The organism is Metallosphaera javensis (ex Sakai et al. 2022) (assembly GCA_021654415.1).
GTDB lineage: Archaea > Thermoproteota > Thermoprotei_A > Sulfolobales > Sulfolobaceae > Metallosphaera > Metallosphaera javensis.
Genome location: AP024487.1, coordinates 2,422,740 through 2,434,525, shown reverse-complemented (window position 1 = coordinate 2,434,525; position 11,786 = coordinate 2,422,740). Strand labels below are relative to the sequence as shown.

Below are 11,786 nucleotides of genomic sequence, written 5' to 3'. Positions count from 1 at the left end.
TATCCCTTTCAGGCTTTCCTCATACTTTGAAAGGACATATCAAGGAGAGGAAAATTAACACGAAAGTATATCGGTGTACGAGACTTTTCCTATTCGAGGTAACCGTTCGGTGATGATTCCATGATTAGCCTCATGTCATGGTAGATAGAACCACCGCTGAGCCCAGCTTCCAAGAAATCACACAGACGAAAGCAGTCCATTCTATTTTCTTTCCACCTTACACGGTTCAACGTAACCGGCGAGCCAGAGGGAAAAGGCCTTTTTTAGACTCAGTATCACGTAATCTCCCTGCCTCAGTTCAATCCCATCCATCTTCATGCCACTCTTCACCTCACACAGAACCTTGCCATCTCTGTTTACATACGCACCGGTGAGATAGTTAACGTAGAAACTCCTCATTTTATCCACCACCTCATTTTGCCATGAGTCGAAGCTGTCCCTAATCTCCCTGTTTTCAACCACCTTGATGAGCCTCATCTCGAACAGGGACTCCGCTATCTCGGAATAGATCTTCAGCTCGGCCTCATGTATCTTGTCCCTGTACTTATATCTCAACCTCTTGAAGGTGGAGATTATCTGCTCCACGTCAGTTCCCGGTATACTCTGCGGATCCTCCCCCTTCAACTCCTTTGACAGAAACTCATCTAACGTAATAGGTCACCTCACCCAGGCCCTTGAGATAGGCGAAAACCGCATATCCGGCCTCCATGGATATGGGCTCTCCCTTATTCAGATGAAATTGCCTGTCAACGAGGAGGAAGTCCCCCGTAATGAAGGGAAGCAACACGGCCTTCCCTGAGAAGGGAGAAAGGGATATATCGTAAAGGAACTCATTCATCTCCTTGACCATGAGGGAACTCTTCCCGTGAATTGAGCCGGGAATCCTCACCAGCCTGTGAACGTCCACCGTGACCTGTTCATCCACCTCAACCCCGCCCTCCTGCCTTCCTGCCCATCCGGGGTCTCCCTCAACCCCCCTGAAGGGAACCTGGTCTCTCATCACATATCTTACGATCTCCTTCCTGTCCTCCGAATCCATGAGCGCGCAATCCCCACTGCACTCCACCAGTACGTGAAACCCCCTGTTCCCTGAGAAGAAGATCCTGGGTTTCATATCAAAATCCTCCTTCAATATCCTGGAAAGGAGCACGGCCTGATCCCACGTCCTCTTAAGGCACTCCACCGAGATCTCCATGTACTCCCTAGCCTCCACATCGTGATCGGGACACCTCTCGCCCATGACCTCCCTCCCGCACACGGGGCAGAAGGTCATCCTTCTGGGCTCGCACAGGTGATCAGCGTCCAGATCAAACTGGAGATCCGATCCCATCCATCCCTTCTCCTCCATATCCCTGGCTGAGGGTCTCTGGTACTTGGCGGAGGAGTAAAACACGTGACCTGGAACCTCCCTCAATAGCATTTCCCTCAGTTCCTGAGCCGTCCCGAAGGAGAGATGCCTGACGTAACTGCCCCCCGAGAGGGGTTGAAAGGCGAATTCCCTCAACTCCATATCGAAGGGGAGGTACAGCTCGGCCCTCTCGTAGTATCCCCTTATCAGGGACTTGACTATCCTATTCTGCCCTAGGGGCAATATAGAAGTCACCGTAACCCTCCTGAGGTAACTCGAACCTCAACTTTATGGGCAACTGGGAACCGAACATGAGCTCCACTATGTCGGAGGAGTTCCTCATCTTTGCGGTCTTAACCAGGTAATCCACCCCGTAAGTTCCCTTCGCATCTGCCCCCGTTGCCTCAAGCAGGGTTCCGGTCTCCTCCGACAGTTCCACCCTGGAACTTCCCACGTCTCCCTCAACCGAGATCACCAGCTTTCCTCCCTCCGCCGACAGGGTCAGGGCATCCCCCAGGTCTCCCAGTATTTGCATTACATTGGCGAAGGTTGAGGTGAGCATCTTGGCCTTGAACGAGAACTCCAGCTTGATTGTTGGCAGGTTCGGCTCCTCACCCGTGAGAATTGGGAGATAGAAGGTCCTCTCAAAGTCCCCATCCAAGGTTATCATGAGCTTATCCTCGCTTGACTGGAAGGTGAGGCTATCGTTCTTCTTAACGTTCTTGAGAGAGGAAATTATCTCCTCTAGCTTCACAGTGACGATCTCCTTCTCTCCGCTCTCGAACTCGTGGAAGTAGGCCTGGGGCACGAAGATGTCTATGAGCGCTACCCTAGCTGGATCTACACCGCTGAGCCTAACCCCTTCCTTGGTTCCAATTAACGCGATCTCAGGCATGAACTCGCCTATGGTCCTGAAGATGGTTGCGATGGAATTAGCGTCAATAACCTTGAATTTCATGGATGAATCATTTAGGATTCAGGTTAAAAAAGAAGAGGTCCCTATCACAGCCTGCTGTTGTTCTCCTCCGTGGCGTAATCCTCTCCCCCTGCCAGAACCCTCTGTAATTCCGCATACAGCTCGTCAAATCCCTGCCTGCTGGGAGCGGACACAGGTATAGGGGGTACCTCAAGGCTCTCCACGAGGGTTCTGACCAGTTCAAAGGAGTAGTCATCTATAACTCCCAGGCTATCCAAGATACCCTCCCCCTGACCCCACTCCATCAGGTTGCTCAGTTCCTGTTTGGAGATCAGGTCGATCTTGGAGAGGACATTCAGCTGCGGAATTCCCAGCCTGAACCTAACCGAGCTGGAAAGGAGAAGAAGAGACACGTAACTTCTGGCATCTCTGGCCAGAAAGGAATCCAGGAGGAATACGTTCACGCTCTTGTTATCCCCCACCAGAAGGGAGGAGAACGTTCTCCCAGTATCCCTGTACGCAAAGAGCTCAACCTGACCTGGAGTATCCACGAGGACGTAGTTGGCCTCTATGTTGCCCATATCGCTCTTAATCTCGGTTGCCTTAGTGAGGAGGAGATCAATGGAGACTATGAGAGAGGAATTGGGACCCAGCCCATATCTCTCCATTACCTCCATCGCGTCCACGTACTCCCTCACGTCAAAATCAGGAGTGTAGGGCAATCTCTCCACAGCTGGATCCATGTTGACCACTGCGACGTCCATCTCCTGGTCCAAGAGGTATTCTTGGAATTCCTTCACAATGGTTGTCTTTCCTGAGCCAGCAGTTCCAGTAAAGAACACGTAATACATGGGCTTACGTCTTCGCTTAACCTTTAAAACTTCACCCTTACATTCAATACAATGATCATTGTAGGAGGTACTGCGACCAACGGAATTGACGAGAGGCTGTCCAAGTTACTGGGAGCCAGGCTGGTCAAGGTTGAACACAAGGTTTTCCCTGATGGAGAGTCCTACGTTAGGATCCCCTCCTCGCTTTCCGGTGAGGACGTGGTCCTGGTGCAGACAACCCAGCCGCCCCAGGACAAGAACCTCATGGAGCTCTTCCTGATGGTAGAGGCCCTGAGGGATATAGGCGCGTCAAGGATAACTGCAGTGGTTCCCTACATTGCCTACTCGAGGCAGGACAGAAGATTCCTGGATGGGGAGGCAATAAGCATAAAGACAGTGCTCAACCTGCTTCGTTCCCTAGGGGTGTCAACGTTGGTCACAGTGGAGCCCCATCATCAGGAATCTCTCGCCTATTTCGAGGGAGAGGTGAAGGTTGTGGATCCCATCCCCTCCCTGGCCAGGGAAGTGAAGAAGTTCGTTAAAAATCCCTTCGTGCTGGGGCCTGACAGGGGGGCCATGGGAAGGGCCGAAAGGCTGGCCAGGGAACTGGGGTGCAGGTTCTCGTTCCTGGAAAAGGAGAGGGATAGACACACGGGGGAGATCAGAGTTAGATCCGGTAACCTGGGCTCCCTCAAGGGTTACGACGTGGTGCTTGTGGACGACATAATCAGCACAGGTGGCACGCTGGTTGAGGCCAGCAAGATAGCGCAGTCTCTGGGGGCGGAGAGCGTGAGCGCAGTGGGTGTCCATCTCCTCCTGGTGAACGGGGCATACGCCAGGTTAAAGGAGGCCGGGATCAGAGAAATTATGGGGGTTAACACGGTAGTTCCAGGTGAAAGGGTTAGCCTGGTGGACATATCCGATCAAATCGCCGTGAGGTTATGAAATACGCTAAGCTAAGCAACGACGAAGTCTTCGCCTCCATGGCCGAACTCAGGGCACTTGTTGGAGATGAGGTCCACTTCCTTACGGGAGTTGGACTCTACGAGGGCGACACGAAGGGAGTTGCGAGGCGTTCATCCACAATAAAGGTCGTGGGAGAGGTACTGGTAATATCCCACGATCCCCGGGAGATAAACGAAAGGCTGAGGGGAAATTGCTTCTCAGTCTATCCTGACGTCATACTGGGAAGGGAGAAGGAGAGGTTTCGTGTCCTTTACCTGGAGTCCATCCAGGGCGTTAAGACCTCCAGGTCATGTCAAAAACTTGACCTCATCTTCACGGATGGTGTCCTCCTGGCAGGAATCAGGGAGGAGGAGAGGGACAGCAAAAGCTTGATTGAGCACTCGAGGAAGCCCTTCTCCCAGTCAGGAACCATGGATCCCTACACCTCCAGGCTCATGGTGAACTTAGCTAGGCCCAGGAGGGTTCTGGATCCCTTCACGGGACTTGGTTCGATCCTCATTGAGGCTGAATGGCTGGGATACAGGGCAGTGGGACTCGACGTGGACCTGAAGATGTTGAGCAAGGCTAAGGTTAACCTGGAGTATTTCGGTTACTCCTGTGACCTGATCCAGGGATCGGCCACAGCCCTTCCCTATTCCGGAAGGTTCTCCGTGGTTACTGATCCTCCATACGGCAGGTCCAGTAACGCGAAGGGGATGAAACTGGTGGAACTGTATCAGGGTTTCCTCTCGGAGATTGCTGAACTGCTGGAGGGAAGACTGGTCTTCGCCACCGATTCCAGCGTGGACTGGAGAGATGTCATAAGGTCTGCCGGGCTTAGACCCATGTACACTCACTTCCTTTATCAGCACAAGAGCCTGTCCAGGGCCATATACGTGGTGGAGAGGTAGGACGGCCTTCTCCTCAACCTTTTTACCCGTTAGGTCTTCATGTTCGTGGAGCTTAAGGGTATGATGAGGGTTTACTTTATCGGGACAGGTGGGGGAGCACCATCCAAGAGAGGTCTTCCCGCTTACCTGGTGAGGAGGGATGGTTTCTCCGTACTCATGGACTGCGGTGAGGGGACGCAGATTACCATGATAAGGAACTCCCTGAATATAATGAACGTGAACGTGATCGCCATAACCCACCTGCACGCTGACCACGTGCTGGGTTTACCCTCACTCATCCAGACCATGGGTATGTATGACAGGAGGGAGAAACTGTATATCCTGGGACCTGAGGGACTCAGGGACCTCCTCAATGAAACCTTTGAGAGGACATACTTCGCGCCCAGTTTCCCCATAGAGTTCGTCTCCAGTTACGAGAGCCCAAGTATTACCGTGAGACCATTTAAGACCTGCCACGTGGTTCCCTCCCAGGGTTACCTGGTGGAGGAGAAGGACACTGCAAACCTTGACGCAGAGAGGTTGAGAAGGGAGGGTGTAAACGACTGGAGGGTGATGAGGGCGCTTAAGGAGGGGAAGGAGGTTGCGTGGGAGGGCAGAGTTCTAAAGCCTGAGGACTATCTAGTCGTGAAGAGAGGGATCAGGATAGGCTACACGGGTGATACCAGGCCCTGCGAAAGCGTGATCAACTCAGTCAAGGGAGTGGACCTTCTCCTTCACGATTCCACCTTCGAGCATGGAGTTGATGCCTCGGAATATGGGCACTCAACCTCGACCCAGGCTGCCACTGTGGCTAGGGAAGCGGGGGTGAAGAGACTGGGCCTCATTCACATAAGTTCCAGGTATAGAGACACCTCAGAGATGCTGAAGCAGGCCAGGAGGATTTTCCCCATGTCCTTTATCCCGGACGATCTCTCTTTCCTCAGTCTTCGGGCATAGGATTATCCCAGAGAGGTCTTCCCCTTGAGGTCCTGGGAGCCAGCCAGTCCACTACTGCCTCCAAATCCCTGTGAAACACGGTGTATGTTATGGGGCCCAGGGGCGACTCACTCTCGCTATCCACAAAGGTGATCTTTCCAACATATGCTGCCTGCTTGTGAATCATGAACTGCAACCTGTCACCCTCCACTCCCCTCCTCAGGTATTTACGGGCAGCGTCCAGTATCCTCTCCTCCCTCAGAACCCTGTGAAACTTTGATAAACTTGACAAGGTATCCGACTCGGCAACAAACAGTCTGTATTTCCCTTCCTCAACCCTGCTGGTCTTGAAGGAGAAGAAGTTCGCCACAGCCACCTTAACCTTATCCTCATCCTCCGACGGTCTGATCTCCGCTGTGACCACTATCCTGGTCAAGATATCTTCCCCAGAGCTTCCAGTGCTCTCCTCCTGAATTCCTCTTCCGTGGAATCGTTCACTATCATTACATCCGCCAACGCTATAACTCCACCGACACCCAGCGCTATCTCCTCCAGGTCTCTTCTCCTCAAGTCCTCTTCCCTCAAGGAGTCGTCAGCTCTCATCCTCCTCTTTAACCTTTCATACCTGAGCGCAGGCGGGGAGTGAACCGCCACGATCACGGGGTTTCCAAGTCTAGTGAACTCCTCAACCTCGGCCAGATTCCTCACACCGTCAAACACAACCTTTTCCTCCCTTCCCTTCAGCTCCTCTATACTTAACCTAGCAACTATCCCCTCTCCATAAATCTCCCTTAACCTCTTCGCGTACTCCATGAGCCTCTCCCCGTGTCTCGCCTCCTTCTCGAACCTCTTCCTCACAGAGTCCCCCATCACTATCACCGCGTAACCCTTTTCCTTGAGTATGGAGGAAAGGAGGGACTTTCCAGAACCGGGCATGCCTGTGATTAGAAGGACTTTAATTGGAGACCACCTTTCCTTAGGATTGAGGGGTTAAAAAACGTGAGGCTATTTATAGGGATTCCCGTTTACGATGAGCCCTGGCTGAGGGAAGCTCTTGGTATGGTGGAGAGGACAGGGGCAGACGTTAAGCTGGTTGAACCTCAAAACGTTCACATTACCTTGGCATTCCTGGGAGAGGTGGGAGAGGACAGGGTCGACCTGGTGAAGGAGAGTCTGGATGAGGTTAAGTTCACCGCCTTTAGGGTTGCGTTCAGGGGATTGGGAGCCTTTCCAAGCGTGTCCAGACCAAGAGTGGTATGGGTGGGGATAACCGAGGGGTTCAATGAGCTCAAAAGGATCAGGACGTCACTGGTGAAGTCTCTAACTTCCAAGAGAATTAGGGTGGAGGAGGAACAGTTCGTTCCCCACCTAACCCTGGGAAGAGTGAAGGGACCCAGAGGAGTACTGGAGCTAGCCAAGCTCGTGGAGGAGATGTCCGACAGACAGTTCGGTGAACAGGAAGTCAAGGAGATAGTTCTGTTCAAGAGTACCTTAACCCCCAGGGGACCTATTTACGAACCTCTTCATAAAAACACGGCTTGACGGGATCGATCTTGGAGATACTGGAGGAAGTCCTAAGGAGGGTGAAGCCAGGACCAGAGGACGCCAATCAAATTCAGAATGCAGTTAACCTGGTGCTGTCGAGACTCAAGGATCTGGACGCTGAGGTTCACGGTTCCTTCAGAAAGGGGACGTGGTTAAAGGGAGACACTGACGTGGATCTCTTCGTGTTCTACCCCAAGAGCGTCGGGAAGGAGTATCTAGCTAAGGAAGCTTTGAGGGAAATCCTGGAGAGGCTTCAAGGGCTGAGAACCAGACTGGCCTACGCTGAGCATCCTTACGTCATTGTGGAAGTGGATGGGGTAGAGGTGGACGTGGTTCCTGCCCTTCGAGTGGAGAGCGGTGATCAGGCCATCACTGCAGTGGACAGAACTCCCTTTCACACCAGGTACGTGACCAGCAGACTGAGCGAGGAGGGAAGGGACCAGGTGAGGCTCTTGAAGAGGTTCCTCAAGGGGATCGGGGTTTATGGGGCTGAAATCAAAGTTATGGGCTTCTCGGGATATGTTGCCGAGCTACTTGTCATATATTACGGTTCTTTCCTAGACGTAATGAGGGGTGCCTCCGCGTGGAAGCCTGGCACCGAGATAGTGCTGGAAAAGGAGACCAGGAAGTTTGATTCACCCTTGATTATCCCGGACCCCGTTGATCCCAAGAGGAACGCCGCTGCCGCAGTGTCCCTGAGAAGTTTAGCCACGATGACCATAGCCTCCAGAGCCTTCCTCCATGCTCCCTCGCTGGACTTCTTCTATCCACCCCCTCCAGGGGATCAGCAGGTTCTAGGGGAGGTTCTGGTCACGGAGCTCCAGCTCACGGAGCCCTACGTTGATGACGTCCTCTGGGGACAGATAAGGAAGAGCGTGGAGAAGATGAAGAGCGCCCTCACCAGCGCGGGTTTCAGGGTCGTGGATGTGGGGTGGTGTCAGGATGAAAAGGTCAGGCTCATGGTACAGTTGGAGTCCACGAGCATAGGCGACTACTACCTGGGACAGGGACCTCCCTTTTACCTGGAGAGTTCCGCCGAGTTTCTCCTTTCCAACAGGCACGTCTGGGTGGGAGATGATGGTAGACTCTACGCCCTGAGGAAGAGGAAGGAGATTGATCCCGAGAGGATAATTCTCAACTCCATATCTCTCAAGTATAAGTACTCGGTAAGACAGTATAGACTCACGGAGGCCAGTGACGATTGCACGAGAGCTTTCTTAAGGAAAAGGCCACTCTGGTTGAAATAGGTAAGTTTGTGTTTCCTTCCTATTCCCCCGAGATTGAGGAAGAACTGGTCTCCTCAGGAATAACAAGGGCCTACTCCTTCGGGGGAACGACCCTGGGGAGATACAGGGTTCTGGGCAAGGGAAAGACCGGAGTCGTGGTTCTCACCGAGGATGGCCTGGCCCTGAAGATCAGGAGGACTGATTCCCCGAAGGAGAGCCTGGAACTTGAGGCGAGACTGCAGATGAGGGCAGAGAAATCAGCTCCCAGGGTGGTGAAGTTCGGAAGGAACTTCATCCTCATGGAGTACGTCCGCGGGAGACATCTGGATTATGTGGAGAGCAGGGATGTCATGGTTGACCTTCTGATGAGGGCCTGGTACCTGGAGAGGGTCAACCTGGAACATAGGGAACTGGTTCATCCCTGGAAAAACGTGATCGTAACGGAGAGCAGAACCTACATCCTTGACTACGACTCGGTCTCCGTTAAGGAGAGAGCGTTCAACGTGAACAAGATCCTGAACGCCTTCGGACTCCATGAACTTGCGAGGGCGTACAAGAAGGGTGAAATTGAACTGGATGAGGTCCTCAAAAGGATCTAGATCTCTTCTCTCTCAGTTTGATCTGAACGTCATCCACCGATGGAGAGCCCAGCCTTTTCCCACACTTGGGGCATTTCCCTCCATAAATTGAGCTTATCTCAGACGGAGTTCTCACCCCGTAAAAGTCTTGTCCTACCTTTTCGAAACTATAAAGAACATGATTGCACCCCCTGCACTTGTAAACTACTGCCAAAATTTTCCACCTATCCCTCTCTATATTTGTTAATGTTCTTAAAGTATGGGCACGTGATACCGGGGGGAAAGTTCCTTATTTCAATCTATCATTACCGTAGAATACACAGAGAGAGTCGATTGAAAGTTTTGGGTATTACTAGGAGATTGATTTATAAGCGTGGCAAGTCGCAGATAAGTTGGGGGCCGTAGTCTAGCTTGGCTAGGATGCCAGCCTGGGGATAACTCCCTAACCACCAGAGCGCTGGTGGTCCCGGGTTCAAATCCCGGCGGCCCCACCTTTAGAATTGTTATTCCATACTCAGGTGAGGATTTTAGACTTTCTCCGCGTTACGTAGAGGTGGACGTTTTACTTTCTAGACTTAGGGAAGAGTCGCCTGCATTTCACACTGAAGGGAAAGGGTTTCAAAGTTTTTGAGATATAAAACTGTGAGTGATCCCAGACTTGAAGAATATCAAAGTGAGACACGTGCACATCTAGATAACGTAATCACCTCAACCTCAACCCTAGAATCTTTATAACCACGAGCAGAACCAGCCCGGCCAGGATCATCACGGCGGAGGCCGAGATGGCTACCTGTGGCCCGTAGTAGCCATAGTAGTTATAGATCTGTATTGAGGCCGGCGAGACTCCGTTGAAGGGCTGACCCAGAACATAATAGGCAATAATGGCTATGGAGCCAAACTCGCTTAACGCTCTAGACATGCTGGTCAGGGCAGATAGTACAACTCCCCTGAGAGACTCGGGCAGAACCACGTATGCGAAGGTTCTGAGAGGCCCTGCCCCCAGGCTCATGGCGTAGTTTTCGTAGGATCTGGGCAGGGCGTCAAAGTAGGATCTCATTCCCCTGACGTAGATGGGCGCCGAGACTATGACGAGAGCAGCCACCAATCCCTGAAAGGTATCAAAGAAGTTTATCCCGAGAGATTGGAGGAACCTGCCCACAGGAGAGTAGCTGGCGTCCAGAAACACTAGGGCAACTCCCACTATGGGATGGGGAATTGAAGCTGGGACATCAGCCAGCGTGTCCACCACCGGATCCCTCCCTCTGGACAGATAGTATGCCAGTGGAGTGAAGACAATCACGTCTATGACCGCGGCGGTGACGGAGGAGAGCAAGGAGAGTTCCACTCCCTCCAGGAAGGAGGAGGAGAACGCCTGGGGTGATCTGATTGCGAATCCCTCCACCAGGATATAGAGGACGGGAACCGAAAGAAGAAGTGCAGAAAAAATTGAAATTACCTTTATCCAGTTCAAAGCGTACCTCCTTCAACCAGTTTACCCTGAGAGAGTAAAGAGGCTATCTGGGGAGGGACGGCTGTGGAGTTGAAGAGGATGGCCGGTGACAGGGGGAGCAACCCGAACTTGCTTAGGGACTGGGAATTCTCTATTACGTACGTGACGAACTGAAGAGCCTCCTCCTGATTATTGGCGTTCTTGGGAACCGTTATGAAGAGGTAAATTGGAGAGCCGTGAACTGGACCGGTGGACAGATTGTACTCGAACTTGGAGTATAAACTTGAGTAGCTCGGATCTCCCTGGTTAATCTGGTTGGGCAGTTGTATATACTCCAGTCCCTTGGCTATTGCAGCAGACTTGTAAATGAAGAGGAAGTTTATCTGTCCTGCCTCCAGGGGTGACACAAGCTCCGCAGCGTTGGATGCCGTCACGTTACCCTTGTTGCTCAACATCTCGTTATAGAACAGGAAGGTGTTGTTGGCGTACTCGTATCCAGCTAACTCCAGGGTTATCCAGGCCCTGAAGCCCGCAGGGTCCGTGTTGGGGTTTGATATGCCAACCTTAACCTTACCGCTGCTCAAAACCTGGAAGAAGTCGTACCACGCTGAGGTATTCCCCGCCTCAGCCTCCTTGGCATAGTTAAGTGCCTGCTGTGCATATGGGTTATTGATACTGGTGTTGGTGTAGGCTATGGTTAACTGATCTGCAACGAAGGCTATGGCCCACCCAGACGAGTAATTTCCTAGATATGAGGGCGATGCCGCGGACAGGGCCACTGGAAGGAAGACGCTAACCTGTGCGTTAGGTCCCTCAGAGGCTATCTCCCTGGCGAGGCCGAAGGATCCTCCTCCCTTGGGAGTGGGCACAGTTATTCCGGTAGCGTTCTGGAAGGAAGAGCCCAGGAACTGGGCTTCCGCTGTGTACGCGTCAGCCACCCATATGTAGAGGGGAGTCTTGGTGGACGTTGTGGTGGTACTCGTGGTACTCGTATTGGTGGTTGGGGTAGTCACGTGCTTGGGCATCCCAATCTCCACATAGGCTAAAACACCAACTACAATTATTACCAAAACTACTATGCCAATAACTAAACCCTTGTTCAAGGCTATCGAGATAAGTAAG

15 protein-coding genes and 1 tRNA gene are annotated in these 11,786 nt (G+C 52.3%); 7 read left to right on the top strand and 9 right to left on the bottom strand.

Annotated features, from left to right (window positions below; all coding sequences use genetic code 11):
* Positions 1-201: 201 nt before the first annotated feature.
* Genes QVC96_RS13665 through QVC96_RS13650 form a run of 4 tightly spaced genes read right to left on the bottom strand, consistent with a single transcriptional unit; the run spans position 202 to position 3,115 of the window.
* Positions 202-624, bottom strand: coding sequence for a hypothetical protein (locus QVC96_RS13665; protein WP_238025909.1), 423 nt, complete (start codon positions 622-624; stop codon positions 202-204).
* Positions 625-640: 16 nt separating this feature from the next.
* Positions 641-1,603 (bottom strand): DNA primase small subunit PriS, encoded by a 963-nt coding sequence (gene priS / locus QVC96_RS13660; RefSeq protein ID WP_238025910.1) that lies wholly within the window; start codon positions 1,601-1,603, stop codon positions 641-643.
* Complete coding sequence (locus QVC96_RS13655) at positions 1,572-2,306, bottom strand: DNA polymerase sliding clamp (protein ID WP_238025911.1); 735 nt, start codon at positions 2,304-2,306, stop codon at positions 1,572-1,574. The genes priS and QVC96_RS13655 overlap by 32 nt, the downstream gene beginning before the upstream one ends.
* 44 nt (positions 2,307-2,350) lie before the next feature.
* Complete coding sequence (locus QVC96_RS13650) at positions 2,351-3,115, bottom strand: ATP/GTP-binding protein (protein ID WP_238025912.1); 765 nt, start codon at positions 3,113-3,115, stop codon at positions 2,351-2,353.
* A 51-nt stretch (positions 3,116-3,166) separates the two neighbouring features.
* On the opposite strand from QVC96_RS13650, the gene prs reads away from it, so the two are divergent.
* From prs to rnz, 3 genes are read left to right on the top strand one after another with little or no spacing between them, the layout of a single operon-like run.
* Positions 3,167-4,039: a ribose-phosphate diphosphokinase gene (gene prs, locus QVC96_RS13645; RefSeq protein ID WP_287689558.1), complete on the top strand. Its 873-nt coding sequence runs from the start codon at positions 3,167-3,169 to the stop codon at positions 4,037-4,039.
* Positions 4,036-4,950, top strand: coding sequence for a TRM11 family SAM-dependent methyltransferase (locus QVC96_RS13640; protein ID WP_287689557.1), 915 nt, complete (start codon positions 4,036-4,038; stop codon positions 4,948-4,950). The genes prs and QVC96_RS13640 overlap by 4 nt, the downstream gene beginning before the upstream one ends.
* A gap of 60 nt (positions 4,951-5,010) precedes the next feature.
* Positions 5,011-5,886, top strand: a complete 876-nt coding sequence (gene rnz, locus QVC96_RS13635; protein WP_287690520.1) for a ribonuclease Z — start codon at positions 5,011-5,013, stop codon at positions 5,884-5,886.
* On the opposite strand, the gene QVC96_RS13630 is transcribed toward rnz, so the two are convergent.
* Together QVC96_RS13630 and QVC96_RS13625 are read right to left on the bottom strand one after the other, a co-directional pair.
* The gene (locus QVC96_RS13630) at positions 5,870-6,301 is read right to left on the bottom strand and encodes an RNA-binding domain-containing protein (RefSeq protein ID WP_287689556.1); all 432 of its coding nucleotides are present in this window, start codon (positions 6,299-6,301) and stop codon (positions 5,870-5,872) included. The two genes, rnz and QVC96_RS13630, sit on opposite strands and share 17 nt — an antisense overlap.
* Positions 6,298-6,825: an AAA family ATPase gene (locus tag QVC96_RS13625; RefSeq protein WP_287690518.1), complete on the bottom strand. Its 528-nt coding sequence runs from the start codon at positions 6,823-6,825 to the stop codon at positions 6,298-6,300. Before QVC96_RS13625 ends, QVC96_RS13630 begins: the two co-directional genes overlap by 4 nt.
* 39 nt (positions 6,826-6,864) lie before the next feature.
* On the opposite strand from QVC96_RS13625, the gene thpR reads away from it, so the two are divergent.
* The 3 genes from thpR to QVC96_RS13610 are packed head-to-tail and all read left to right on the top strand — an operon-like array spanning position 6,865 to position 9,235.
* A complete protein-coding gene (thpR, locus tag QVC96_RS13620) occupies positions 6,865-7,407 on the top strand; it encodes an RNA 2',3'-cyclic phosphodiesterase (protein WP_287689555.1) in 543 nt (180 codons plus the stop codon).
* Positions 7,408-7,418: 11 nt separating this feature from the next.
* The gene (cca, locus tag QVC96_RS13615; protein WP_287689554.1) at positions 7,419-8,657 is read left to right on the top strand and encodes a CCA tRNA nucleotidyltransferase; all 1,239 of its coding nucleotides are present in this window, start codon (positions 7,419-7,421) and stop codon (positions 8,655-8,657) included.
* Entirely contained in the window at positions 8,645-9,235 is a 591-nt protein-coding gene (locus tag QVC96_RS13610; RefSeq protein ID WP_238026063.1) for a serine/threonine protein kinase, read from the top strand. The genes cca and QVC96_RS13610 overlap by 13 nt, the downstream gene beginning before the upstream one ends.
* On the opposite strand, the gene QVC96_RS13605 is transcribed toward QVC96_RS13610, so the two are convergent.
* Entirely contained in the window at positions 9,222-9,428 is a 207-nt protein-coding gene (locus QVC96_RS13605; protein WP_238025920.1) for a hypothetical protein, read from the bottom strand. The genes QVC96_RS13610 and QVC96_RS13605 overlap by 14 nt on opposite strands.
* Before the next feature lie 181 nt (positions 9,429-9,609).
* Here QVC96_RS13605 and QVC96_RS13600 point away from each other — a divergent pair.
* Positions 9,610-9,705: transfer RNA gene (locus tag QVC96_RS13600), tRNA-Pro, on the top strand.
* Positions 9,706-9,917: 212 nt separating this feature from the next.
* On the opposite strand, the gene QVC96_RS13595 is transcribed toward QVC96_RS13600, so the two are convergent.
* Both QVC96_RS13595 and QVC96_RS13590 read right to left on the bottom strand, forming a co-directional pair.
* Positions 9,918-10,685 carry an ABC transporter permease gene (locus tag QVC96_RS13595; protein WP_287689553.1) on the bottom strand — a complete coding sequence of 256 codons (768 nt, stop codon included), beginning with the start codon at positions 10,683-10,685 and terminating at the stop codon, positions 9,918-9,920.
* Positions 10,682-11,767 carry an extracellular solute-binding protein gene (locus QVC96_RS13590; protein WP_287689552.1) on the bottom strand — a complete coding sequence of 362 codons (1,086 nt, stop codon included), beginning with the start codon at positions 11,765-11,767 and terminating at the stop codon, positions 10,682-10,684. Before QVC96_RS13590 ends, QVC96_RS13595 begins: the two co-directional genes overlap by 4 nt.
* Positions 11,768-11,786: the final 19 nt, after the last annotated feature.